The following is a 24,754-nucleotide window of genomic DNA, read 5'->3' on the forward strand; positions in this document are numbered from 1 at the left end:
AATTAGTTAAAACTGTTCAAACCACCTCCAATGTCTTTCAGAATCATGAGTTTTTTTCAGAAAGATCATGGAAGAATTTTTTATATCGTTTGAATATGGATTATGTATTCTATCAGAAAAAAAATACTTCTTTCTTTTAAAAGGTATTAAATTATAGAGAAATTTAATTGATGAAATAAAAAGTTTTTCTTTGGCACTCTCTTTTGGATCAAATTTTTCAAATATAATCTTATCAATTTCTATATTATCAAAATTTAAAATATAAGAAATAACTTTTCTTATACTAAGCCAGCTTGAATCATCAATTGCGATAATTCCTCCTGGTTTTATCATTCTTTCTATATAATAAAAATCAAGTAATGTATGATCAAAGGTGTGGTAACCATCAATTAAAGCAAAATCAAATTTCCTGTTTTCACTTAGCAGTTTAGGTAATTCAATTTCGGAATATCCTTCAATAAAACTAAAATTATCAAATCCCTCTCTAACCAGATTATTGAGACCTATCCCTTCCCAATGGCTATTCTGAAATGGATCTATTATCGTATGATTTGCATTTTCTCTACCCCTTAAAGCATCGCAAATTGCCAAACTAGATACGCCAAAAGCACATCCAATTTCAATAGTTTCGAAAATGGATTCATTTGTGCTTATCGTTTCGATAATTGCATCAACTTCGCTTTTGGAAATTCCAGAATGAATTTTCTTATTTGTTCCCGTAGATGTTTGATAAATACCCGAGTCTAAAATTTCTGTAAGCAATTTACTTTTTATCATTTTTTTAGGTTTCAATTAAAAACTTCACTTTATAATACTGAACACCAACAATCTCCTATAAAATCCTCTCTTACTAATGCAAGTTTGTGACAGCCTCATAGAGGCTATGCTACATCCGCAAACACCTTCTCCATTCGGCGGAAATAAAACAGACCAAAAACAAACAAAATGACTCCGACAACTGCTCCTGGCCAAACCCATTCCCATGGCATTGGTCTATTTAAGAACATTGCACGAATGCCTTCAATCACCCCAACCATGGGATTAAGTGAATACACAAACTGCCATTCTTCAGGTACTGCAGTGGTGCTGTATACCACCGGGGCCAGATAAAGTAACAACTGCACTACAAATGTTAAGGCATACTTCACATCCCTGTATTGTACCGCCATCGCCGAAAGTAACATTCCAATCCCAAGGGAAGCCATCAGCAGCTGCACCAACATCAAGGGTAAAAATATCAGGTTCCATCCCGGCATGACTTGGAAATAAATCAATAATCCCAGAAGCACGATAAAGGATATAGTGAAATCCAAGAGCTTGGAGAATATGGCTGCCAAAGGCAGAATCAAACGGGGGAAATAGACTTTGGTAATCATCCCCGCATTGGCGACTAAGCTATTAGCAGAGTCGGACAGGGTACCTGAGAAATAATTCCATGGCCATAGCGCTAAGTAAGAGAATAAAATATAAGGCATGCCGTCCGAATCTACTTTGGCTAATCCACCGAAAACTACTGTAAAGACCAAAGTTGTAAATAAAGGCTGAATGATTGCCCAGCCAATGCCAAGGATAGACTGAGCATATCTTGCTTTGATTCCTCTTACAGTCAAGAAATATAAGAGATCCTTATATCTCCATAATTCTGCAAAGTCTATGACTTTCCAACCTTTGGAAGGTTCAATTACACTAACTTTTGACATTGAAAAGAAGACTAAATTTGAATTTCAGACAATTTCCACAAGGCCATACATTTATCGAAATATATTCCTTGGTCATCTAAATTATTTTCATGGATTATTTTGCGTGGCTTGGGAAGGTTAAATGGTTCCTTTTCGAGATTGATTGGCCTCCAGCCACCTGTTTGAATATCACGGTTAACCCCTCTGTCTGTATAAGAAGTGGTCAGTAAATACTTTGAACCTGAATTTTTGAAATTGGACAGTGAATGATAAATATCATCAAAAGAAAAATGAACCAAACAGTCCCTGCAAAATATCAAATCTACCTGAGGCAATTCACCTGCGATGATATTCCCGGCCTGAAAAGTCACTTGGGGATCTTCTGCATATTTGACATTCAAAATGTCAATCAAATCCTCCACAATATCCATTCCGATGTAGGAAATCCCTTTTCTATCCAGGTGTTGCATCCAATTAAAATCTCCGCAAGGTGCATCCAGCATACTTTTCACGCCAAACTCTTTGGTCAAGCGGTCCAACTTTTTCAATAGGGTTTTGGTATTTTGTATCTCTGAACCCCTTCCCGATGCACTCTCGGTTGACCCCCAGGTATTTTTAGAATAAATCTTATTAAAAACATTATCGACATTATCGACATCATCCATATCAGAAAAAATATCCTTTGGATAGTAGATATATTCATTGGCACTGATATCACCCTTAACTTTTCTGAAATAATACCTGAGCTTATTTAACATGCTTCAAAATTATTATTGATTTGTCTTCGTCTATTAGTAACCTTTTTACTTTCCAAAAACTCTGTTGACTTTGATCTTCAGATTATTTACTCTGATCCTTAGATACTTGAGGTAAGCTTTTAATAAATTACCTGATTTGGGATTTGCATCATTAATTTCCAAAGAGATATTGAAATGCTGGCCGATATTTTTGGTTAGCGGCAGCCCTGATGTTTTGTTGATAAGATTCCCACCATGAACTACCTGCAACCACATCTTTGGTTCTTCAAGTTCTATAGTCTTTATTTCCCTTGAAATGGTCTGATGTTCTACTTTGAAGATTGAGGTATTTAATGAAGCACTGTTTTGCACGAGAGAGATAAAAGCATTGCTTAATATTTTCTTCTGATAAAAAATACCTAATTGGGTATCCAGAATTACGCCATTAGAGCAGTTGATGGCAAAGGGAGTTTCGGTTTTCAGTTTCATTACTTCAGACTGTATTGAACAGATAAAGTCACCTGAAACGGCATCATCTCCATCTATCCTAGTGGAGATAAAGGAATCGTATTGGTTTTTCTCCCTATTCATAATTTGTAATATCTCCCCATTCAATTTCTTCCAGTGATCAGTATAATGAAATGCTATAATACCATCTGTATCCTGGGCAGCGATGCTATCCAAAAAATGACTGGGGGTTCGGGTATCAAAAAATACGATCCATTGAAAATCTTTACAGGTTTGGTTTTTGACACTTGGATAGCAAAAATCAAAAAACAACTCAATTCTTCCTTCAAGCCAAACATCAGGATCCATTCCGAGATTGTACGGTACCATTTCGAGGTACTGTACATTGAATCTGGTAAAAAGGAAGTGTTTGAAGTTCATTTTAAGGCTTCTTATTGAGATTTGAAACCTCGCTATTCTCGCCCTTATAGATAAAAATCAAATTATGATAAAAATGGATGGAAGTGATGTTCAAATCCAAGTATGAAGGCTGGTAATCCTTATTTTTAAACTCGGAATGGTTTAAACCGTCCGCCAGGGATTTGAAGTAGCCCATTATAGAATTGGGGTTATTTCTATCCTCCATTTGACCTCCATAATGCTCCCAATAAGAAGTCTGCGTGTCTTCCACAACATAGATTCCGCCAATGTTGAGTTTTGGAAACAGGTGATGGAAGGTAAATAGCACATGTTCATTGAGGTGACTCCCATCGTCAATGATAATATCCAAGTCTCCAATTTCAGCACAAATATTATCCAGAAATTCTGGATCGACCTGACTGCCCTGAAAAATTCTGATCCGGGATTCCTCATGTGGCTTTTTGTCATAGATATCAAAAGAGAATATATGGGCCTTTGGAAAGTAACGCTTCCACATACGCAGCGAAGCCCCCCCGCTAAACGGTTTGTCATATCCCCCGACTCCTATCTCTAGAAGGTTGATTTTCTTTTTTCGAATTGACTTAAAATGAAATGCATAGTGAGGTGTATACCAATGTTCGCCCCATTTGTCTGTGCCAAATAGTTGAGCTAGAAAAGTTAGGTCATTTCTTTTACCAATAGACAATAATGATTTTCCAAGGGTCTTTAATTTTCTTACTTGTAAAGGAGTAAAAAACTGCTGAAAACCTGGCAAAACCTTTTCTCTCAATATTTTATCTAAGAAAATCAAAATGATAAAGTCTCCTCCTTTGAAGCTATAAAATTTCCTTCTTTAATTTGAATATCTTCTGGACAAGTGATTTTTTTATAAGTTTTTAAACTAAATATCTCTAAGCCTATTTTATGAAGAGTTCTTTGTAATCTAACTTGTTCTTCCCCTTTATTTGCCTCAAAAATCACATTCGGTAACTTATCCTTGATATAATTTTCTCCTCCTCTAATCACCCCTTCCTCAAACCCTTCCGTATCAATTTTAATTAAATCGGGCTTGATTCCATTTTCCACTATTAATCCATCTAGCGTTTTTATTTCTACAGGATAGGATTTGATTGCTTCTTTCCGATTACTAAAATCAGTCTCTGAAAGAGTACCCAACCAAGTCTCACCCTCCGGAAACTCTATATGAGCTTTCCCTTCTCCTTCACCCAAAGCTAACCCAAACCACTCTCCTTTCACCTGGTTATAACTTGCCAATCTTTCAAAATAGGACTTGCATTCAGGGTTTGGTTCAATTGAAAAAGTGTGAATACCTGCAGACAGTAGGAGTAATGAGTGAGTGCCATAATTTGCCCCAATATCCATAAAACAGGCGGGAGGATTTGAAGAGTTAATTTGATTCTCATAGAAGGCTTTGATTTCATAATCATGCCCCAAAACTGAAAGGGCAGTTTCCCAATCCAGCCAAAGGGACTCTGACTCCAAAGGAATTCTAATTTCTTTACCAGCAAATTTCAAAATCCATTCTCCCTGTATGTCATAATTTTTTCCATCGCGAAAAATCCTTCCATAGAGAGCATGGAAAATTGATTTTTCATAATACGTCAGCTTATGATAAAATTTATTTAGCCTTTTCCTTTGGGTTGGATCTAATACTGCTTTCTTTACCAAGGGTTGGGTTATTTTCCTGATGGTAGAAAATTTTCCGTTTAGTTTTAAAAGAAATTCGAAAAGTCTCAAGTTGATTTTTTTAAATAATTATTCGTGTTACTCCCACTAGCGTCACCCTATTAGGAGTATTTTTAGTGACTACAGATTTAAAGGCAGGATTACTTTGATATCCTTTATTAGAATGGACTAAAGCGGCATTCCCATTTATTGTCTACTGATTGACGATTTTTGATTGACGATTTACGAGAGGCTAAGTAGATTTTGGACTTTTTCTCAATCTTTAATCTTTTCAGCTTTCTCTCTTTAGACTTAAGCCTTTCCTTGCCCGCATCCAAGCTCTTCGCTATCCCGATTTATCGGGAGTCCACTGGACGAATTTTTTACGCTCGGTCCTCCCTGTTCCCTATTCCCTGTTCTCTAATCTCTATTCTCCTCCCTGCTTACTGCCTCTACCTATTTTCCTTACAAATAACTCTTCGTAGCTATGTAATGATGCAAATATTGAACACCCGAAGCCACATGCCCCATAAAGCCTAGTAGCAATATCCCATAGGAAACCAAGGCCGGTTTGGAATCCTGCTTCTGTCTAAAATCCATCCAGGTATTTTTAATGATTACTAAGTATAAGATGGATAGGCTAATCGGGATTTGCCAGTAGAAGTTGGCATCAGGAAAGCGGTATCCTTCCTCTGCCAAAAGCAAATAGACCAAAAGACTAACTAGAGATAGCAAGAGTGCAAACTGTACTTCAGCTTTTTGTAGTAAACTTTTTCCCAATAGGCCGAAAGCCAAAAGCAGAAAGGCGAAGCTTGCCAGAAACTCTAAAATGGGGCTTTCGGCATAGAGTTGATACACTGCAAAGGGTAGCCAGATCACAGAATGCTTTTCATTACGCAGGTAAATCAGTTCATCCAGCGAGTTTAGATAAATCATCTCTCTCAAGCCCAATAAACCTAAAAACAGCACCGAAGAAAACAGGATAGTTTTCGCATTAAGTTTTTTCTGCTTGATATAGGCCATCAGTGGAAATACCGGAATAAAGGCAAAGAGGAAACTGGGTTTGGATAATAGTATCAAGAGCGCCCAAAGAGCCATGAGGTACCACCGACTTTTTTTCTGATCGTCTAGCCATTTCTGAGCCTCCCAAAACAGCAGGAATGAAAATGGCCATACAAAGGTACTGGTACAATTATGCCATACGGTTGGGGTAAATTTGCCCATATACCAATAGGGCCCTTCGAACTGAAATAAGTAGTAAGGGAAAAATAGCATCAAGCCTAAGCTTAGAAGCGCCATAATAAAAAACTGCCCTTGGGTGTTTTGAATCAAGTATCGGTAAATAAGTGTGAATTTTAATAGGGTAAATGCTGCTAAAATAACTCCTGCTGCGAAAACCTTAGGACTCACAAAGGGAATAAGTAGTTTAGAAAATAATTCTACGCTTAGATAGAATAGTGGTGGGAAGATGAATTTGCCATTTTCTAGGTAAAACTCCAGAAGCCAAATATGTCCCAGGTAATCCGAATAGATTTCCTGTCTCGCCTGCATCCCATAAAACTTTCTAAGCATCAGGCTTGCTACTAGCAGCAACAGTATAAAAAACCAATGCCGGGTTAGTAGGGACTTTATGTTGGTGATGGTCTTCAGAGAAGCTTTATGTGTTGATGAATTGATGAACCGTTTAATGGAGTGGTACTCGGCAGGGTGGGACGGGCTTCGATTTCGAGACTCTAGTCTTTTAAGTGCTTAGCCTGGCTTCGACTTCGCTCAGCCTGACAATAGCTTCGACTTTCCCGATACTGGATCGGGACAGGCTGCTCAGCCTGACAGTGGCTTCGATTTTGAGATGATATGGGTAAAGGCCTCATCGGACATTTTTCAGCTTTCTGACTTCAGCTTTCTGACTTTCCTCAATCTCTCAATGAAGCAAATGAGCCAACCAATATCTCCATCACCACTGCTTTTGCAACAAGAAATCACTGATATGGGCGTGCTTTACTCCCTGAATGGTATCTCTGAAGAATCCATCCATGGTAATGACATATTTGGGAAAGTGATCGTCGATAGCCAAAAGAGGCTTAAATTCCCGATCGATTGTTTCCGGACTTTCCAATTTGTAAGCCACTTGAATATAAAGTTTTTGCTCCTTTTTTTCTGCCACAAAATCAATTTCCCGCTGTTCAAGTTTGCCCACAAAGACTTGGTACCCTCTCCGCTTCAGCTCTAGGAATACAAGGTTTTCTAAAACCCCTGCAATAAGACGATCTCGGTACCCCATGGTAGCATAGAGCAAAGAGATATCTGCGAGATAGAACTTCTCCTGAGTCTTCAAAATTTCTCTTCCTTTTAAGTCATAGCGAGATACCCGGTATAAGATAAAGGCGCTCTCAAGGGCGTGCAAATAATTATAGACGGTATTTAGATCAATTTTTCGTTGTTGGCTTTTGAAATAATCCGCGACATTTTTCCCTGAAAAGGTATTTCCAATATTATCAAATGCGTATTTAATCACCCGGTTGAGCAGTTCAATATCTCTGATTTTATGCCTTTGCACAGAATCCCTCAGAATCACGGAATCATAAATATCTCTGACTACCTGATAGGCTGTTTCATCCTCATAGTCCATTGTATGAATGACAGGAAAACCACCTTTTCTGAGGTATTTTATAAAAAGAGAAGGTTTACTTTCATCTATTTCCGAGTAGAATTTTTTGAAATCCAAAAATTCTGAATATGACAAGGTATATATAGGGAACTCTACATATCTACCAGCCAATAAAGTGGATAGCTCAGAGGATAGAAGATGTGAGTTGGAGCCTGTCAAATAAATATCTACGTCAAAGTCTACCAAAAATGAATTGACAGCCTTCTCCCAATTTTCCACTTCCTGAATTTCGTCAAATAATAGATAGTACTTTGAAGGTTTCTTTATCCTGCCTTTGACATCCTCATAGAGACTTTGTGCTTGGGTAAGATGTAAGCTTGAGAAACTCTCAAAATTGAGGTAAATGATCTGATTTTCCTTTACACCTTTTTGGATCAATTCGTCCATCAGCAGCCTTAGTACTGTGGATTTCCCGGATCTTCGGATACCGGTAATAATCTTGACTTGAGGCTTTCCGATAAATTTCTTGAGTTTATCGATGTAGAGTTCTCTTTTAATCATTTATTTAAGGTTATAACCATAAAAACACTCAATTTACATAAAGTTTTTTAGGTTATAGGCAGAAAAACTATAAAATTACCGAACTATTTAATTTAGGTGTTAAAATGGCGCGGACTTTTGGTTAAAGGTTAATAATTAAGTCGTCAATTCTAGGTTCCTGCCACGCCTGGCAAACATCTGTCTAATGCAACCTGCGACTGCCAACTTATGTACGATTTTTGATTTACGATTTACGAGAGGCAGAGTAGTTTTTAGCTTTTTTCCCAACTTTTCAGCTTTTTGACTTAAGACTTCAAACTTTTCCCTTCGGTCTTCGGTCTTCGGTCTTCTTGCTCTACTATCAGCTTTCTCACTTTATACTTCTGACTATTCCCTGCCCGCATCCTGGCCCATCGCTATCCCGATTTATCGGGAGTCCACTGGACGAATTTTTTACGCTCGGTCCTCCCTGTTCCCTATTCCCTGTTCCCCATTCTCTCACTCTCCTATTCTCTATTCCCTATTCCCTGTTCCCTGTTCCCCAATCTCCAATCTCCATTCCCCAATCTCCATTCTCCTCCCTGCTTATTACCAACTGCCACTACCTACTTTTCACAGCCATAAGGCTATAATAATTAGACATCAATGATTTTGTACTCTTAGTAAAATCCGACAGACCATCCGCTGTTCCTCTCGGGTTAGGTCATGGTAAAGCGGCAGGCAGAGTACTCGAGAGGCGATATCATCGGAAACGGGACAATAACCTGTGGTATAATCCAAGCTATTTAACCCCGGATAAAAATACCGTCTGCTACTGATTCCATTATTTTCCAGGGCCTTCATACTTGTAATCAAGCCCTTTTCCTCCTGAAATAAAATGGGAAAATAGGCATGATTGTAATCCTCCACCTCCTTTGTATTGGGAAAACTCACGCTTAAGTCTCTCAATTGCTCCCCATAAAAACTCGCTTGTTCCTTTTTTCGGGATTGGATTTCTTTCATATAAGGCAAAACAGACAAACCCATCGCTGCGTGAAATTCGGAGTTTTTGCCATTAATCCCGACGCCATTAAAGTTGTCCGGTCCATGATGGCCGAAGTTCCGCAAGAAGGAAATCCGTTTTAGGAGTTGGGGGTCTTGGGTAAACACCCCTCCTCCTTCTATGGTATGGAAGATTTTGGTAGCGTGGAAGCTGCAGGTGGAAATATCCCCGTATTCAAAAATGGATTTGCCATCCACTTTGACGCCAAAAGCGTGGGCAGCATCGTAAATGACTTTGAGATGATGCTTTTTAGCAATCTCCTCTATCTTTTGAACTTCACAGGGAATGCCATAGACATGAGTGGCCAGAATAGCGGAGGTTTTTGGAGTGATCGCAGCCTCAATGAGATCTGCATTGATACACATGGTATCGGGTAAAATATCCACAAACACCGGCGTGCAACCTTCCCAAACGATGCTCGAGGTAGTAGCCACATAGGAGAAAGGCGTGGTGATAATCTCTCCCTTGAGATCAAGGGCCTTGATGGCGAGTTGGAGGGCGATGGTACCATTTCCTACAAAGAGCAAATGGGGAACGCCCAGGCGTTCCTTGAGTGAGAGCTCGAGTTCGTTGACCAGAGGGCCATTATTAGTCAGCCAGTTGCGCTGCCAGATGCCATCTAGGTAGCGGTCGTATTCCTCACGGGGAGGGAGAAAAGGTTTGGTTACAGGAATCAAAATAATGTAGAATTAAAGAAGTGGGCGTTTGTTTTAAGATCTAGTTTGTTATTGAACTTATGAATTGATGAACTGTTTAAATGAGTGGTGCTCGGCAGGGTGGGACGGGCTTCGATTTCGAGACTCTCGTCTCTCAAGTGCTCAGCCTGACAATAGCTTCGATTTTGAGACTCTCGTCTTTCAAGTGCTCAGCCTGGCTTCGACTCCGCTCAGCCTGACAATAGCTTCGACTTTCCCGATACTGGATCGGGACAGGCTGCTCAGCCTGACAATAGCTTCGATTTCGAGACTACCGTCTCACAAGTGCTCAGCCTGACAATGGCTTCGATTTTGAGATGATGTGGGTAAAGGCTTCATCGGACACCCGACACCCGACATCGGACATTTTTCAGCTTTTTGACTTAAGACTTCAAACTTTTCCCTTCGGTCTCCGGTCTTCCGTCTCCTTGCTTTTATTTCAGCTTTCTCACTTTATACTTCTGACTATTCCCTGCCCGCATCCAAGCTCTTCGCTATCCCGATTTATCGGGAGTCCACTGGACGAATTTTTTACGCTCGGTCCTCCCTGTTCCCTGTTCCCTGTTCTCTATTCCCTAATTCCTGTTCCCTGTCATCCATTCCCTATTCCCTATTCCCCAATCTCCATTCTCCCAATCCTTGTACTTAGCACTTGTACTGAGCTTGTCGAAGTATAAGCATTCAGGGATTTCTCACTAATTATTATTTACTTTCTACTTACTGAATTCTGCCTTTGGTGTCATAGTAACAACTGGTCAACCTGAGATTTAAGGAGAGGAATATCCTTGTTTACTATCCCCCATATTATAATATTATCTACTGAGTCGTAGGCATGGATCACCCAATTGCGGAGGTTGACAATTCGCCTTGCTTCTGAAATTGGGATATCTGGATTTATCTTAAGTAGTTTATTGGTTGCCTCTCCGATAATTTCAAGCTCTCGTTCGACCGCCCTTCTAAGAATTTTTCTTTTTTGGAATACAGTAAAATCTCTATCTTCTCCCAAGTAATCGAAGATCGAAGTAATAGCTACCTGAATGTCAAGCAAAAGCTTTTTCTCTTCAAGCAGCATAGAGTAGTCTTCTGGTTTGGAGTACTTTTTCTTTAAAGAACTTATTATCCAGAGAATTGATAGTGATAAGATCTATTTTCCGTAAGAATAAGTTCTCCAAATCCTCATGTAATTTGAAGTAATTATCTGTGTATTGATCAAAGGGCATGGTTTTGAAATTCACCAAAAAATCTAAGTCACTTTTTGATGAAAAACGTTGATCTAGAGAGGACCCAAAAACAAATAATTCCTCTACTTGATATTTGAGGCACAAATCCAAGATTTGCTGTTTGTTTTTCACTATCAGCTCTATTCCTTTAGGAACTTTATAGTCTCGGTCTGTAGAATCTGCAACTTGATCGAACAGCGTTATATTGCTCATGGGGAATTGTTATTATAGATGTTATCTAATTGATAAACTCTCGAACTGAAGGAACCTCTTGTAACGGCACAAAGACGGGGAGGGTTGGTGGGTCAGGGTTGCCTACTACCAACTAATTTACGATTTTTGATTTACGATTTACGAGAGGCTAAGTAGATTTGGGCCTGATTCTCAATTTTTAGCTTTTCAGCTTTTGACTTAAGACTTCAAACTTTTCCCTTCGGTCTTCGGTCTTCGGTCTTCGGTCTTCTTGCTCTACTACCAACTTTCTTACTTTATACTTCTAAATCCAACTACGGCCCACTGATTTAAGAATTACGATTTACGAGGGGCAGAGTAGTTTTTAGCTTTTTTCCCAATCTTTCAGCTTTTTGCCTTAAGACTTCAACCTTTTCAAAAAATTCATTCCAAAATTGAATCTGGTTTTTGTTTGACCCCAATAAAATTTCATAGTAGGTTATTGAGGATACCTTAACTATTTGATATTTCTGAGATAAAAGAAAGAGCTTGGATTTTGACTTATCCTTCTTTCGAAAATATTCGATTAAAACTCCAGAATCTAGGTAAATGATTTTAGTCTCCACTGATTCAACTGTTCTCTATGATCTTGAAAAGCCTTCCAATGAGAATCTTCCATTACAGGACCTGAAAGAAGAAAATTAGAAAATTCAGACTGGCTTTTTGATTTGCTCAATCCATGAATATTTTGAATTTTTTTTGCTAGCTGCTCCATTGTTTCAGGGGAAAGCTTTCTTGTCAAATCAAGGATTTTTGAAATTATAGTAATATCGTTTGACTGGTAAAGTTCCAGATCTGGCTCATTTACTTGACTTTCGATATTTTTTTTTCCAATGCTCACTTTACAAAGGTAACAATTAGAAGGGAATCGATGAACTGGGGAACTGTTTAATTGAGGGCTTCGACTCTCCCGATACTTCATCGGGACAGGCTGCTCAGCCTGACAATGGCTTCGATTTTGAGATGATGTGGGTAAAGGCCTCATCGGACACCGGACATCCTGCATCGGACATTTTTCAGCTTTCTGACTTTAGACTTAAGCCTTTTCCCTGTTTCCTAATTCCTGTTCCCTGTTCCCCGCCCGCATCCTGGCCCCATCGCTAAATTCGTCCACTGGACGAATTTTTTACGCTCGGTCCTCCCTGTTCCCTGTTCCCTATTCCCTATTCCCTATTCCCTAATCTCTCAATCTCTCAACCTTCAATCTCCCTTTTCCTGCAAATTTGTCCAGATCGTATCGAAACCTGAGATCATACCAATCGCATGGCTTGCCAAATATTGAGGACTGGAGAATTCATTGAGAAATCTACCCATCCATTGAAGCAGTCTACCTTGGTAAGGAAGCAAGGTATCTTCCACCCAATGCGGGAGTTTGTAAGCTGGCACCAGATTAATAAAACCTGCTGCGAGGGCTGTTGGTACAAGCATATGAGATCCATGAACTCCTATGACCAATTGGCAATGGGAATAGGCTTGATTTCTTTGAATCTCTGAGTCCGAATGAATTTCTGCGACTCGTTGATCTTGTATGGGTTGAGCAAAGGAGCCGGAAATTCCAAGTCCACTTACACTGATCTCAGCCTGCGGAAAAGCTTGGAGTAAGAGTTTGACCGTCTCCTGAACTAATTGATTTTGTCTTCTGAGCAAGAAGGGTTTGATCAGGTGAAGTTTTTTGAATTTTATTGCTGCCTTAAAACCAAGGTCAAGCCATTTGCTATTATGCCAAAACCGATCTTCTCTGAGAACAAAATTGATTTTCAGAGGGGCTTTGGAAAATTGCTTGATAGGAAACCGGGAAATTTTGACTACCTCTTCTAATTTTATTCCCAATTCTAGGTTTAGATGAGTGGGTACCTGACTCAAAAAAACCTCCTCGAAACGCATCAACTGGCTTTTGATCCAAGAGTCCAAACCTTCTACTTTTTGATCCAAAAGGTTCACAGGTAAGCCTATGGACCAAACTTCCACCTCCTCCTTGGGGCACAGCCATTCCGACTGGGAGGAAATCAATACAATGATGCTGTATTGGGGATAGCGCTCTTTGAGTAGATAGGCATTCCAAACTTTGGTAAACACGTGTCCAAAGCAAGAATCAAGACAATTGATGAATATAGCTTGATTTCCAGTTTGCGGGCGGATAATTTTAAATTCGGCTACCGCTGAAGTTTCACTTTTTAAAGAAGCTGCTAAAGGCGCGCTAAGCCAATCCTGGTCTTTTACCTCGCAGTATACTTTTCCTGATTCTTCTGCGATTTGAATTGGGAAAAGTCTATCATGTCCAATGGGTAAAGTACTCCAAAACTTCAGGCTGCATGTAGGGCATTCGTGCTGTGTCAGGATATGTTTTCCCTGAAACAGTAAACCACTGGATTCAATCTTAGGCCATTTACATTCAGGGCATTGGGAGAAAAAAGAAGAATTGAGATCCAGCAAAGTTTTTTTGGTTGGGGCCCTCCACGCAGGGTGCTTGTCGAATCGATGAGCTGTTTAACTGAGGGAAGACCTGAGCGAAGAGGTTATATTTGTTAAGGGTTAAATGGTTCTGGGTACTTAATTCTCATTTCAAAAGAAGGTTCTTCACTTCTACCTCCAACTTTGGTAAATGTTTAATCAAAATAGACCAAATATTTTCATCTGATATACTATCATAAGCATGAATCACATGATTTCGAAGGGCAATAATTGATCTTGCATGCTCAATTTTTTCAAACGTTGCCGCATCATTTTGTTTAACTCGGTTGACTGCTTCTCCTATTATTTCCAAATTTCTCTCGACAGCTCTTTTGAGCATTTTATTCTGCTGGTATTTGGAAAAAGAATGGATTTGATTTTTACTGATAAAATCATTAATCTCTTCAATAGCTTCCAGAATATCTGAAAGCCATTTTGCAGTCTTACTTTCCATAAACCTTCAAATTGCTTTCGTCAATAGATTGAATTAGATAAGGATTATGGAGTGTCTGCTTCTCAAGAAGGTCTACTTTTCTGCCAAGGACATTTTCTAATTCTAGCTTGAAGTTGATATAATTTTCAAAGTATTCCTCAAGGGGAATGGACCTAAACTTTACCAAAAAATCAATGTCTGAACTATTGGTAAATGGTCCTTTTAATGCTGATCCAAAGAGATATAGATTATGGACATGATACTTTTTGCAGATCAGTCTGATTTTTGGTAATGCAGCGTTGATTATTCCTAAGCCGTTTACTAGCTGATAGGAAGCTAGCTCTGGTTCTTTTACTTGATTTTCGATATCTTTTTTTCCGGAACTCACTTAACAAAGGTAACTATTGGCAGGAAATCGATAAACTCGGGAACTGTTTAATTGAGGGCTTCGATTTCAAGACTCTCGTCTTTTAAGTGCTAAGCCTGGCTTCGACTTCGCTCAGCCTGACAATGGCTTCGACTCTGTTACCAATGAGAACGATGCTTAATATCTCAAAATTGGGGTTAGTCCGAGCTGCCTGACAATAGCTTCGATTTTGAGATGATGTGGGTAAAGGTCTCATCGGACACCCGACACTTGTGGTGAGCGTAATCGAACCATCCTACATCGGACATTTTTCAGCTTTCTCACTTTATACTTCTGCCTTGCTCTGTTCTTTTAATCTCTAACTCTCCTATTCTCTATTCTCTGCTCCTTCTTCCCTGTTCTCTGTTCTCTGTTCTCTATTTCCTAATCTCCGTTCCCAAAAAAGCTTCGCCCTTTCACTCCCATCTTTTAGCCCCTTTGAGGGGGGATCAAACTATTTCAATTTTTGAATTAGTTTGCTAGAGATTAGAAGCTAGCCTGGACTGAGTAATAAAATTACTCGGTTGCACATGAATTACAAATCTTTCTGATTTTTTTCACCAAATGACTTACAATTCTCAAGGTGTTTTTCGAAATACCTATTTTGCAATAAGCATGTTACATCATGGGCATTCTCGAATATATAAAATGCGGATGATCCTACCTCTCATTAAAATGAGCCAAATTGTATTATTTCACCTTTAAATTCTTCAGGCAATGGATAACTGGGAAAGTAAAGGATATACTCACTTTCCAATCCCTTAGGAAAAATTTGATCCACCTGCTCCAAAGTCCAAATCTCAGGGCTATTGGGCATCGTTTTCCCTAAAAGATATGGTATACCTGCAATATGATAGATTGACAAAACCTCTAGCTGATCTTTAGGAAGCTGCCTATGAAAGCGCTCCAATTGACTCACTTGATTTCTACTGAGAAGAATATGCTTTCCTTCACCATATTCCCATAAATTGGTGTAATTCCACAAAGGTTTTTGTTCGAAGGGATGCCACCATAAACCATTAAAAACCAAAAACACGGAGTTCAAGACAAGTCCCCATGAAAAGATCAACTGATATTTTTGAGGATTTATTTCTATCAATATCCATAAAGCCAAAATCCAAAAAACCGCAAAGTGAATTCCAAGTAAAAGCCAATAGACATTACTCCCAAAATGGAGAAAAAATGGAAGTAGGACCAACACTACAAGCTGCGCTTTTACTTGAGTTTCCAATTTTTCAAAGAAACTTCGGTCAAACACCCAAAAACCAACTCCGGGAATAATAAATAAAAAAAGATGATGCCATTGCTCTGCTATCCAAGTGAAAGAAAACAGTGCAAGAGTCCAAACAAGTAATAAGATGTATTTTAGGTAGGGATTTGTTATTCTTAGCTTTATGGTCAAAAGTCCTAAAATGAACAATACGATCCAAAAAAGACCTACAGCAGTACTTTTGAACAGTAGCCAAAATTGATATTCTTCCCTAGTAATTCCTGTTTGAATTCTTTCTGTTAATCGAATCATAAGGTTCTGCTGAAGGAAAGTATAAAATACTAACTCGAAAAGAAGAAAGGGAATAAGCATCAGAAGAAGTTTTCTTAAAGAAAGCTCTTGCTTTAAATAAAAAATAAGGAGTGTCAATCCTCCGAAAACCAAGGCATTTGGAATTTTGATATAGGCCATAGTTGCCAAAATCAAACCCATAGTGAAGTATTTTTTTAAAAGGGAAAAAGGATAAACCAAAGCCACTAACCAAAAAGTGGCTAATGATACAGAAAGGTGATTATACGAAAGGCTGGCAGGTAAAAACCCATATCCAAAGGCTAATCCCAAAAAACTTATGGCTAAAACTGTCCATGGGAAGCTCTTTTTACGAGTGACTTGGCGAAAATAAATGGTAAGTGAAAAAGCTGAAAGGAAATAGAATACTAAACGAAGAAATCGCATACCCTGAATTCCGAATTGGATTCCAGTTATCTCAAAAAATAATTTGAAGAACAAATCATAGTTAAAAATCCCTCCTTTATTCTCCTGCAAAGGATGAGCAAGCAAGAGGTAAAGCCCTTCATCAGAGACATTAAATCCTCTGTTGGAGGATGTGATAATTAAGATAAGACAAATAGCTACTGCTCCGAATAAAAGTTTCTGCACCTATTTAGAAATCATTTGAACCTTCGGCAAAATGCAAAATAAATTGTGAATTAATGGATTTCTTCTTTTGGAAGGATTTGATTTTACTTCACCTCAACTAATAGAATTCAATTTTGCTCAATGTCTTTCGATTTATCAGCCGTAGGGTAGGATTATGCCTTTCATCGGAGGGAATAAATAATCGTTTTCATCTTACTGGCATTGACATCGTGGTTTCCGATAAAACCTTGGGCCAGCGCTGGGATCGTCGTAAAACCTAATACCCCGCATTTCGCAGTTCGTTCCTCACTGCTTCATACGGGGCTATTGAAAAGTTAAAGGCCTTCAGCCTTTTTCTATTTTCATACCAAACATTGGTTTTTAGGACCAGCCTTACAGCATTTACGGTTTTTTGGAGCATTGGAAAACCGTCAAAAAATGGCTTAGTTCCGAGCCTGCCTTTGCCGGTAGGCAGGCTTGTCTCGGAAATCCAGCCATTTTTAGGTTTGCAAATGCGACAAAAAATCAAATCGCAAGCGCATTTTAAGTTTAAGAACCAACTTCAAGCGATTTGAAGTAAAGGCTGAGGCTGATCCCGATCCATCGGGATTGGTTACTTTTTGGCCGCAAAAAGTGACAGAAAGGTAGAGGCAAAAGCTACTGTGGATGGTTAAGTTTCTACAAAAAGGCAAAAAGAAAGAATAACCGTTTCCATCTTGCTGGCATGGAAATCGTGGTTTCCGATAAATCCTCGGGCCAGCGCTGGTAACACTGACATACCTCAATACCCCGCATTCCGTTCAGCGTACCGCTTCACTTCATACGGGGCTACACAATCGGCCGTGCCTGCCTTTGCCGGTAGGCAGGCCATACGGCACTTCAATTCATCAATTCCTCAGTACCCCAATCCTCAAGATCTGGGATGAAATAGAGTAAGAATGAGATTTTTCGATGGACAACGAATTACAGCTATGGAAGAAAAAGAGCGCTGGGATGTCGCAGGGGCGATACTTCTCCATAGGCCCTATTGGTGATAGGTGGATTTGCTACAAATTTTACACATTTTAGGTATTTATTACTTAATGGGATTCTCATAAAAACATAGCTACTTTTCTCTGATCGTTTCCTCTTTTAAACTTCTTTTCTAAATTGTCAGGAATTACTAAAACCCGGCTTGTTTGCGACCCTTATTATTAATTTCCATTTTAGCTTTAATCGTCTTCTTTCAGATCAATGGAGAAAAAATCCCGGCAAATGAAGGGGCTTATGGAGACGGTGTTTTTTATCGGGAGGTGGGTAGGAATTTTCTCGATGATATGGAGGAGTCGGGATACAATTTGGTTCAACTGACACGAATCTTGCCCTTTGGACTGTTAAATCTCTCCTTTTCGGCTTTTCATATCGTAAAAGACAATCAGGGCTTACAAAATGGAATGATTATCTGGCAGGTGATTTACCTAGGAATTGCCCTTTATTGGTACTTTCGGATCAGTAAGAAACTCCGACTCAAACCTGCCATCTTCACCTTGGGTTTTATTTTGCTCTTTGCTAATTATGCTTGGCTTAAATCCCTATGGTACCATCCCTTTAGTCCCGACGGAATGGCTTTTGCCCTAGGAATGGGGCAAGTGAATTATTTCTTGCGCTATGAAAAATTCAAACTCGGCATGGTTTCCATTTTGGGGACCTTTGTATCCCCATTACTTTTGATTTCTGGTTTACTGATGCTCTTTTTGCCGGGAGATAAACTTCCCCTTCATGAAGGAGAGCGACCCAAATCCTTGTTTCCTGCTGCTTTAGCATTGGCCTTACCTGTTTTGTTTGCCCTTCTTGGTTGGGGCTTGGGAGCTTGGTGGACGGAAGATTTAATCAGTCAAATTTTCCATTTAGTCGCTTTGGCATTTATTCCTTTTCTGGTGATTTATGCCGCGAAAAAGAGTTCGATCGATTGGGATCTAGCCATTCAGCAATTTAAAAAAAGAACCAAATCTGATCGTATCAGCAAGGGAGTGATGGCTTTGGTAGGAATTTTACTGCTGTTAATCTTATTGTCCGGTAAAAATGAAACTTTAGGTTTATTAAGTCTGGCAAGGGAATCTGCAAGAGGCATGTTCCGCTTTCCCGGTGATTTTATTCTTTCCAATAGTCTGCATTGGGGATTGATAGGAGTACTAACCCTACTCTATCTGTATCGCTTCTTACAGGAAATGGGAAAATTGGGTTGGTCTGTAGTTTTGATTTTTGCGCTAGGCTTACTTTTCAGTTTGTTCTTTAAGGCCACCACCTTTGCTGCTTGGATACCCCTTTGGGCCATTATTTTAATCAAAGGGATGAAGCGGTATCGATGGAGTGTCAAGGATCAGATGCTATTAGGCATTGTGGCCTTAGTCTTTTCTCTATTTTGGCTTTCAATCAACACTGATGAATTAGCGCTGTATTTGGGAGGAGAAGGAGGATCAGACTTAATTTCTGAGTGGGCCGTTCAAAAATGGGCCATGCATCAACACGGCTTAATTTCCTTTGGCACCTATGCCCTACTCGCTCTTGCTTTTGGATTATTTACCCTGAGTTTTTACTGGAGAAAGAAAAGGTATTTGAGGCAGATGGGGAATTGATGAGGAGCTGGTAAATGAGCTAGGTAGTGGGGATATTTGTTAAGGGTTCAGGGTTCAAAGTTGTCGAATTGACGAATTGATTAACTAACAAATTGAGTGATGCTCGCAGAGGTGGGGTGGGCTTCGACTTTCCCGATACTGAATCGGGACAGGCTGCTCAGTCTGACAATGGCTTCGATTTCGAGACACTCTTCTCTCAAGTGCTTAGCCTGGCTTCGACTTCGCTCAGCCTGACAATAGCTTCGATTTTGAGATGATGTGGGTAAAGGCCTCATCGGACACCCGACATCCTGCATCGGACATTTTTCAGCTTTCTCACTTTATCCTTCTGACTTGCTCTTACAGATTCCTGTTGGGCTGAAACCCCAGAGATTTTTTGTTCCATAATTGAATGGGCTAAAGCGGCATTCCTATTCATATTATGATTTTTGAAATCGCAAAGATGGGAAGGGCTTCGACTTTCCCGATACTGAATCGGGACAGGCTGCTCAGCCTGACAATGGCTTCGATTTTGAGATGATGTGGGTAAAGACCTCATCGGACACCCGACACCCGACATCGGACATTTTTCAGCTTTCTGACTTAAGACTTCAAACTTTTCCCTTCGGTCTGCCGTCTTCGGTCTTCGGTCTCCCTGCTCTTATTTCAGCTTTCTGACTTTAGCCTTCAGCCTTTTCTCTCATACACCCGATCCTCTGGGAATTCAAAACTTGGCAGCTCATAAAACAAGGGAAGTCTCAAAAGGCAATCGGAAAAACCTTGGGCATTTGGAAGGTCGCGTTGAAATTCCTCGGGTTGATTTTTTTGGATAAACTCGCTCTGATGCAGGCATTGGTAGTGGAAAACTGCCAAAATCCCTTTCTCCTTCAATCGCTGAATGTATTCCTGACGGAAACTCGCATTTTCAAAAAGCAGGTAAAAAAGATGGTAGTTTCCAGGTTGGGATTGAAATTCTATATTTCCTAAACCAGCCAATGCCTCTTCCAGTATTTTCAAATATTGAATGGAAAGTAAGGCCGGTTCTTTTTTGGATTCCTCCGAAAACCAGGCCGAATAATCCTCCCATATCGCTCTTCTTCTAGCCTGAATCTTGTCCAGGTTTTTCAATTGGGCATAGAGAAATGCAGCTTGCAGCTCAGATAGTAAAAAGCTACTTCCCAGATCCTTCCAACCGTATTTATCAATTTCCCCGCGAAACATAGCGGCTCGGTCTGTTCCCTTTTCCCAAAGAATCTCAGCACGCTTGATAAGCGAAGGCTCATTGACAATCAGCATCCCTCCCTCTCCACAATGCACATTTTTTGTCTCATGAAAACTGAAAGTGGATAGCTGTCCAAAAGAACCCAAGGCCTTTCCCTCAAAATAGGAATCAATCGCTTGGGCCGCATCCTCGATTAAAACGACCTGGTGTTTCTCAGCCAACTCTTTTAAAACACTCATTTGACAGGGCACACCTCCATAGTGAACAGCTACAATAGCTCTAGTATTCTCATTGATAAGTTGCTCTACCTGGGATTCATCCATCCCCGGAAAACCCGGTCTACTATCGACAAACCTTAGCTTTGCCCCCCTGATAGCGAAGGCATTGGCGGTAGAAACAAAAGTAAAGGATGGGAGAATCACCTCATCTCCGGGCTGTAGGTCCAAGAGTAAGGCTGCCATCTCCAAGGCATCGGTGCATGAAGTGGTCAGGAAGCATTTTCCAAAATCGTAATGCGCTTCGAAAAAAGTATGGCAAAGTTGGGTAAAATGACCATTTCCCGAAAGTTTGCCCTCTTCTGCAGCCATTCGCATCAAGTCAAATTCCTGACCGCTGAGAAAGGGTTTATTAAAAGGAATAGAAATGGCGGGTGACTTCATTTTTCGGATAGATGAATATACTATTTTTTGGCAATTGATCAGGATAGCCCTCTCCAGAAGTGATAGACATAACTTTTTTCTACAATGCGATAGCCAAGATTTTTGTAAAGTCTCATCGCAGGAAGGTTAGCTTCTTGGGTGGGGATTTGTAAAGTTTTTACGCCCTGATCGAAAAGAACATGCTCAGATGCAAGGATAAGCTTTTTTCCCCAACCTTGTTGACGATGATTCGGATGCACTGCCACCAAACCGATTCTTCCCATTTCATTTTTTTGAGAAAAGGTAATCATCCCTTCTAGGTTTTCTCCAAGGAGTAAATTGCCCGAAAGAATCGCTTGTTTGATCCATAGATAGTAGAGTCGCTCAAACTCATCATGGATGAGCCTAGGGTCTTGTTTGAATCTGGAATAAAGTCCACTTTCTAAAGCTAAGAAACGAAGCGTTTCCAACTCCTCTGGGCTAAACTCATCGAAACCCTTTGCTAAGGGTCCTCGAATACTTTCCTGAGGAGAAGTAGCTTTCAATTCCTTTTCAAAAGTCACTTTGGTATCCACATGCCTGATTCCTCGGTTAGAAAAAGAAATAGGGGAATCCGAGAAAATGTAAACCAATTTGAAGTCTTTGGAAGATTCAATAAACCTTTCTTCCGTAAAATCGGGCCGCCAATGGATTGATCCAACAGGATAATCGAAAAGTTGGGTATCGAAGGGAAGAAATTCAATCATAAATAGGATCCTACGTCTAGTTGATTTTATAAATATCTGATTCTTTAGCGATAGTTTTGATTTAGCCCCCTAAATAACTGAACTGGATTAGTGATTTAAACACTAATTTTTTTGTGAAAAAATAATGTAGGCGATGGAGGAGAAGCAAGATGGAGATGTTGATTCCTTTAGATCTCCAGTTCAAACCGTGAGTGAGACACTCACGGGGGCAGAAATTGATTAACAAACCCTGAATGAGACTCTCAGGGTGATAAAACCAGATCAACTCCTGTTCAAATGAAGTCTGGAGAAACTCAGTTTCAGTGAAAGAGGATTACCAAGCTACTTTCCCCACGGGATAATCAAACAATTAGCCATCAAAAGAAAGCGGGTTGATCAGGAGTAGGATTTAAGGCTTAGTTTCTTTTTCAACAATGTAAATGGGACGGTTTTTAACACCCTCAAAAGTCTTCCCCACATACAAGCCTACCATTCCCAAAGTCATCAAAATAAATCCACTCAGCACCCAAAGGGAGATGATAAGAGAAGCATAGCCCGCCACAATAATTTCCCCCATAAGGTAGCGCCAAAGGGTAAATGCAGCAAAAAGAAATCCTGTCAGCGCGATGATTACTCCCAACTTAACGGTCAATCGGATTGGCTTATCCGAATAGGCCAACATGATGTCCAGGGCCAAATTAAAAAGCCGTTTGAAGTTATAGCTGGATTTACGCCCAGCATTATACGCATGCTCAACAGGAATAGCGATCTTAGGAAATCCCACCCATTGGACCATGGTGGGGAAATAACGGATGGATTCTCTCATTTTGACAATTTCCTGAATTACCTGACGATGGTAAATCCCAAAATTGCCAATGCTTGCATCCTGACGAGCTCCTGTCAACCAAGAAAGAATTTTATAAAATCCCCATGAACCTAAGCGTTTCAAAAAGGAATCCTTCCTTTGGACTCTTTGTGCCAAAACTATAGGAAAACCCTCCTTTGCTTTTTGATAGAGTTTGGGGATTTGAGAAGGCAAGTCTTGGAGATCACAATCCATGACGCAGATCCACTCCCCTTTTGCCTGATCCAATCCCGCAGCAATGGCATAATGCTGACCAAAATTTCTTGAGAGCTTGATGCCTTTGACTTGGGGATGAGCTTTGGCTGCTCGCTCGATCTCCTGCCATGAACCATCCGTGCTGCCATCGTCGACTAAGAGGATTTCAAGCTCCAAGTTCAGGTCCTTTAATGCCTGAAGAATTTCTTTGACCAATCGCTCTACGAGACCGGCACTTTGAAAAACGGGAGATATAATAGAAAGCTCAGGCATGGTTGGTAAAAATAGGGAAAGTGGAGGAGAAATTTAGAATAGAGGAATTTTTGCCTTTTGTGAAATTGAGTTTTGAACAAGTCCAAGCTGTAGGCATAGAAAAAGGAAAGGATTATTGATGAATTGTCGAATTGACGGGAAGTTTGGAAGAATGATAAAGGGTTCAAGGTTACCGCCAAAGGCAGGTTTGGAACTAGCTCATTTTACAACGAGCACAAAGGCGAACCAAGCTGACCCTGAAGGGGTCAAACTTTGATTAGCCCCGTATGAGGGAGGAGAGGACTGAGCGTTAATAATTTGTCCAAAAGGACAAATTTAGCGAAGGGCCAGAATGCAGCGCAGACGACCGAAATGCGGGGTAAGCAGGCATGTCGGCGTTCCCAGCGCTGGCCCAGGGTTTTATCGGAAACCTCGATACCCATGCCAGCAAGATGAAAACGGGGCCTAGCAATTTTCAATGAGCAATGGATGATTTTCAAGTTCTGTCCTGCCCTGCGGGTTTTATTACAATATCTATTACTATCGAGAGCTATGAAGAAGTATCGCCCCTGCAGGGCTTTATCTTGGAGTGTAGAATCTTATCCGTGGGCTAACACCCACTTTGATGAAAAATCGCGTTCTTCCAGAGCTATTCACCAACTCTGTTGAATCGATGAAATCAGATTTTAAATCAAATTAAGGCATGTATAAGTGAATTAGGCCTGTCTAGAGGCGTTAATCATTTGTCCATTTAGTCTATAAAATGACCCTGAAGTGCCTGTCCCGATTATCGGGAGGCAAACCATTAATAGCCCCGTATGAAGCAGTGAGGAACGAACTGCGAAATGCGGGGTATTAGGTTTTACTATGACCCCAGCGCTGGCCCGGGGTTTCCTCGGTAAGTTCGATGTAAATGCCAGCAAGATGGAAACGGTTATTGAGGAATTGTCGAACTGATGAATTGATGGGGAGTTGTCAGGAAGTTTGGAAGAATGGATTTTGGATGTTGAAGATCCTTTTCGCTGCTTGGTATGGGCTTGATTGCTATATGGAAGGTATTTATTAAAAATTCCAAATAATAAATTTAAAACCGGCACAAGTGAACCTACGACAAGTAAACCTTAAGACATTGCGCCAATTAGGTTCTGACCTTCCCGATGACGAGGCGTACACAGCCAATTGAATTTTAGTACCTGCAGAATGACCATTTTAATTTCACAGAGTTTCACGGAGAAGTTTTTTTAGCATGGCTTGACAATTTGTTGCACTGTATTCCTTTTTGCCTTTTTAAGCTTTTTGGAGTTTCACCGAGTTGAAAAGCTGAAGCTTTTCTTGGAGTTACGCTATCCACTAAGAAAATAAATCCGGCTGGTCCCAAAACAAAGCCTAAAGCTATAATCAAGTGCCGTAGGCCTGCCTACCGGCAAAGGCAGGCACGACCGATTGAATAGCCTCGGGTTTTAACCCGGGGATAAAGGTATGAAAGCGGTCCCAGTTCTGGCCCGGGGTTTTCTTGGTAAGTTCGATGTAAATGCCAGTA

19 protein-coding genes are annotated in these 24,754 nt (G+C 40.1%); 1 reads left to right on the forward strand and 18 read right to left on the reverse strand.

Going from position 1 to position 24,754, the window contains the following annotated elements:
- Nucleotides 1–6: 6 nt before the first annotated feature.
- The 15 genes from BLQ57_RS05095 to BLQ57_RS05175 all read right to left on the reverse strand — a co-directional run bounded on the left by BLQ57_RS05095 (nt 7) and on the right by BLQ57_RS05175 (nt 16,744).
- The gene (locus tag BLQ57_RS05095; protein ID WP_087938318.1) at nt 7–777 is read right to left on the reverse strand and encodes a class I SAM-dependent methyltransferase; all 771 of its coding nucleotides are present in this window, start codon (nt 775–777) and stop codon (nt 7–9) included.
- Nucleotides 778–881: 104 nt separating this feature from the next.
- On the reverse strand, nt 882–1,700 hold the full coding sequence (locus BLQ57_RS05100) for an ABC transporter permease (RefSeq protein ID WP_087938317.1): 819 nt from the start codon (nt 1,698–1,700) through the stop codon (nt 882–884).
- Between the two features lie 11 nt (nt 1,701–1,711).
- A complete protein-coding gene (locus BLQ57_RS05105; protein ID WP_087938316.1) occupies nt 1,712–2,437 on the reverse strand; it encodes a class I SAM-dependent methyltransferase in 726 nt (241 codons plus the stop codon).
- Nucleotides 2,438–2,482: 45 nt separating this feature from the next.
- Nucleotides 2,483–3,304, reverse strand: coding sequence for a glycosyltransferase (locus BLQ57_RS05110; RefSeq protein ID WP_087938315.1), 822 nt, complete (start codon nt 3,302–3,304; stop codon nt 2,483–2,485).
- 1 nt (nt 3,305) lies between these two features.
- Nucleotides 3,306–4,073 (reverse strand): class I SAM-dependent methyltransferase, encoded by a 768-nt coding sequence (locus BLQ57_RS05115; RefSeq protein WP_205635609.1) that lies wholly within the window; start codon nt 4,071–4,073, stop codon nt 3,306–3,308.
- Between the two features lie 17 nt (nt 4,074–4,090).
- On the reverse strand, nt 4,091–4,972 hold the full coding sequence (locus tag BLQ57_RS05120; protein WP_139162664.1) for an FkbM family methyltransferase: 882 nt from the start codon (nt 4,970–4,972) through the stop codon (nt 4,091–4,093).
- Nucleotides 4,973–5,434: 462 nt separating this feature from the next.
- Entirely contained in the window at nt 5,435–6,541 is a 1,107-nt protein-coding gene (locus BLQ57_RS05125) for a hypothetical protein (protein ID WP_087938313.1), read from the reverse strand.
- Between the two features lie 382 nt (nt 6,542–6,923).
- Nucleotides 6,924–8,138 carry an ATP-binding protein gene (locus BLQ57_RS05130; RefSeq protein ID WP_087938312.1) on the reverse strand — a complete coding sequence of 405 codons (1,215 nt, stop codon included), beginning with the start codon at nt 8,136–8,138 and terminating at the stop codon, nt 6,924–6,926.
- A gap of 621 nt (nt 8,139–8,759) precedes the next feature.
- Nucleotides 8,760–9,836, reverse strand: a complete 1,077-nt coding sequence (locus BLQ57_RS05135; protein WP_087938311.1) for a DegT/DnrJ/EryC1/StrS family aminotransferase — start codon at nt 9,834–9,836, stop codon at nt 8,760–8,762.
- A gap of 757 nt (nt 9,837–10,593) precedes the next feature.
- Complete coding sequence (locus tag BLQ57_RS05140; RefSeq protein ID WP_087938310.1) at nt 10,594–10,926, reverse strand: HepT-like ribonuclease domain-containing protein; 333 nt, start codon at nt 10,924–10,926, stop codon at nt 10,594–10,596.
- Nucleotides 10,916–11,287, reverse strand: coding sequence for a nucleotidyltransferase family protein (locus tag BLQ57_RS05145; RefSeq protein ID WP_205635608.1), 372 nt, complete (start codon nt 11,285–11,287; stop codon nt 10,916–10,918). The genes BLQ57_RS05140 and BLQ57_RS05145 overlap by 11 nt, the downstream gene beginning before the upstream one ends.
- 1,218 nt (nt 11,288–12,505) lie before the next feature.
- Nucleotides 12,506–13,738, reverse strand: coding sequence for a hypothetical protein (locus BLQ57_RS05160; protein WP_087938307.1), 1,233 nt, complete (start codon nt 13,736–13,738; stop codon nt 12,506–12,508).
- A 124-nt stretch (nt 13,739–13,862) separates the two neighbouring features.
- A complete protein-coding gene (locus BLQ57_RS05165) occupies nt 13,863–14,210 on the reverse strand; it encodes a HepT-like ribonuclease domain-containing protein (protein WP_087938306.1) in 348 nt (115 codons plus the stop codon).
- Complete coding sequence (locus BLQ57_RS05170; protein WP_240507745.1) at nt 14,200–14,577, reverse strand: nucleotidyltransferase family protein; 378 nt, start codon at nt 14,575–14,577, stop codon at nt 14,200–14,202. Before BLQ57_RS05170 ends, BLQ57_RS05165 begins: the two co-directional genes overlap by 11 nt.
- 688 nt (nt 14,578–15,265) lie before the next feature.
- The gene (locus tag BLQ57_RS05175; RefSeq protein WP_087938305.1) at nt 15,266–16,744 is read right to left on the reverse strand and encodes a hypothetical protein; all 1,479 of its coding nucleotides are present in this window, start codon (nt 16,742–16,744) and stop codon (nt 15,266–15,268) included.
- Nucleotides 16,745–17,901: 1,157 nt separating this feature from the next.
- Between BLQ57_RS05175 and BLQ57_RS05180 the strand changes: the two genes are divergently transcribed.
- On the forward strand, nt 17,902–19,338 hold the full coding sequence (locus BLQ57_RS05180) for a hypothetical protein (protein WP_087938304.1): 1,437 nt from the start codon (nt 17,902–17,904) through the stop codon (nt 19,336–19,338).
- A 666-nt stretch (nt 19,339–20,004) separates the two neighbouring features.
- Here the strand turns inward: BLQ57_RS05180 and rffA are convergent.
- From rffA to BLQ57_RS05195, 3 genes are all read right to left on the reverse strand, one after another.
- Entirely contained in the window at nt 20,005–21,198 is a 1,194-nt protein-coding gene (gene rffA / locus BLQ57_RS05185) for a dTDP-4-amino-4,6-dideoxygalactose transaminase (protein WP_175444646.1), read from the reverse strand.
- A 38-nt stretch (nt 21,199–21,236) separates the two neighbouring features.
- Nucleotides 21,237–21,923, reverse strand: coding sequence for a GNAT family N-acetyltransferase (locus tag BLQ57_RS05190; protein ID WP_087938303.1), 687 nt, complete (start codon nt 21,921–21,923; stop codon nt 21,237–21,239).
- Between the two features lie 388 nt (nt 21,924–22,311).
- The gene (locus tag BLQ57_RS05195) at nt 22,312–23,235 is read right to left on the reverse strand and encodes a glycosyltransferase family 2 protein (protein WP_087938302.1); all 924 of its coding nucleotides are present in this window, start codon (nt 23,233–23,235) and stop codon (nt 22,312–22,314) included.
- Nucleotides 23,236–24,754 lie beyond the last annotated feature (1,519 nt).

This window comes from Algoriphagus faecimaris (assembly GCF_900101705.1).
Taxonomy (GTDB): Bacteria; Bacteroidota; Bacteroidia; order Cytophagales; family Cyclobacteriaceae; genus Algoriphagus; species Algoriphagus faecimaris.

Bases quoted from the DNA above. Each gene is read 5' to 3' on its own strand.
- BLQ57_RS05145 (WP_205635608.1), bottom strand. From the start codon at position 11,287: ATGAGCAATATAACGCTGTTCGATCAAGTTGCAGATTCTACAGACCGA.
- BLQ57_RS05165 (WP_087938306.1), bottom strand. From the start codon at position 14,210: ATGGAAAGTAAGACTGCAAAATGGCTTTCAGATATTCTGGAAGCTATT.
- BLQ57_RS05125 (WP_087938313.1), bottom strand. From the start codon at position 6,541: ATGCTTAGAAAGTTTTATGGGATGCAGGCGAGACAGGAAATCTATTCG.
- rffA (WP_175444646.1), bottom strand. From the start codon at position 21,198: ATGAAGTCACCCGCCATTTCTATTCCTTTTAATAAACCCTTTCTCAGC.
- BLQ57_RS05140 (WP_087938310.1), bottom strand. From the start codon at position 10,926: ATGCTGCTTGAAGAGAAAAAGCTTTTGCTTGACATTCAGGTAGCTATT.
- BLQ57_RS05130 (WP_087938312.1), bottom strand. From the start codon at position 8,138: ATGATTAAAAGAGAACTCTACATCGATAAACTCAAGAAATTTATCGGA.
- BLQ57_RS05100 (WP_087938317.1), bottom strand. From the start codon at position 1,700: ATGTCAAAAGTTAGTGTAATTGAACCTTCCAAAGGTTGGAAAGTCATA.
- BLQ57_RS05095 (WP_087938318.1), bottom strand. From the start codon at position 777: ATGATAAAAAGTAAATTGCTTACAGAAATTTTAGACTCGGGTATTTAT.
- BLQ57_RS05105 (WP_087938316.1), bottom strand. From the start codon at position 2,437: ATGTTAAATAAGCTCAGGTATTATTTCAGAAAAGTTAAGGGTGATATC.
- BLQ57_RS05190 (WP_087938303.1), bottom strand. From the start codon at position 21,923: ATGATTGAATTTCTTCCCTTCGATACCCAACTTTTCGATTATCCTGTT.
- BLQ57_RS05195 (WP_087938302.1), bottom strand. From the start codon at position 23,235: ATGCCTGAGCTTTCTATTATATCTCCCGTTTTTCAAAGTGCCGGTCTC.
- BLQ57_RS05110 (WP_087938315.1), bottom strand. From the start codon at position 3,304: ATGAACTTCAAACACTTCCTTTTTACCAGATTCAATGTACAGTACCTC.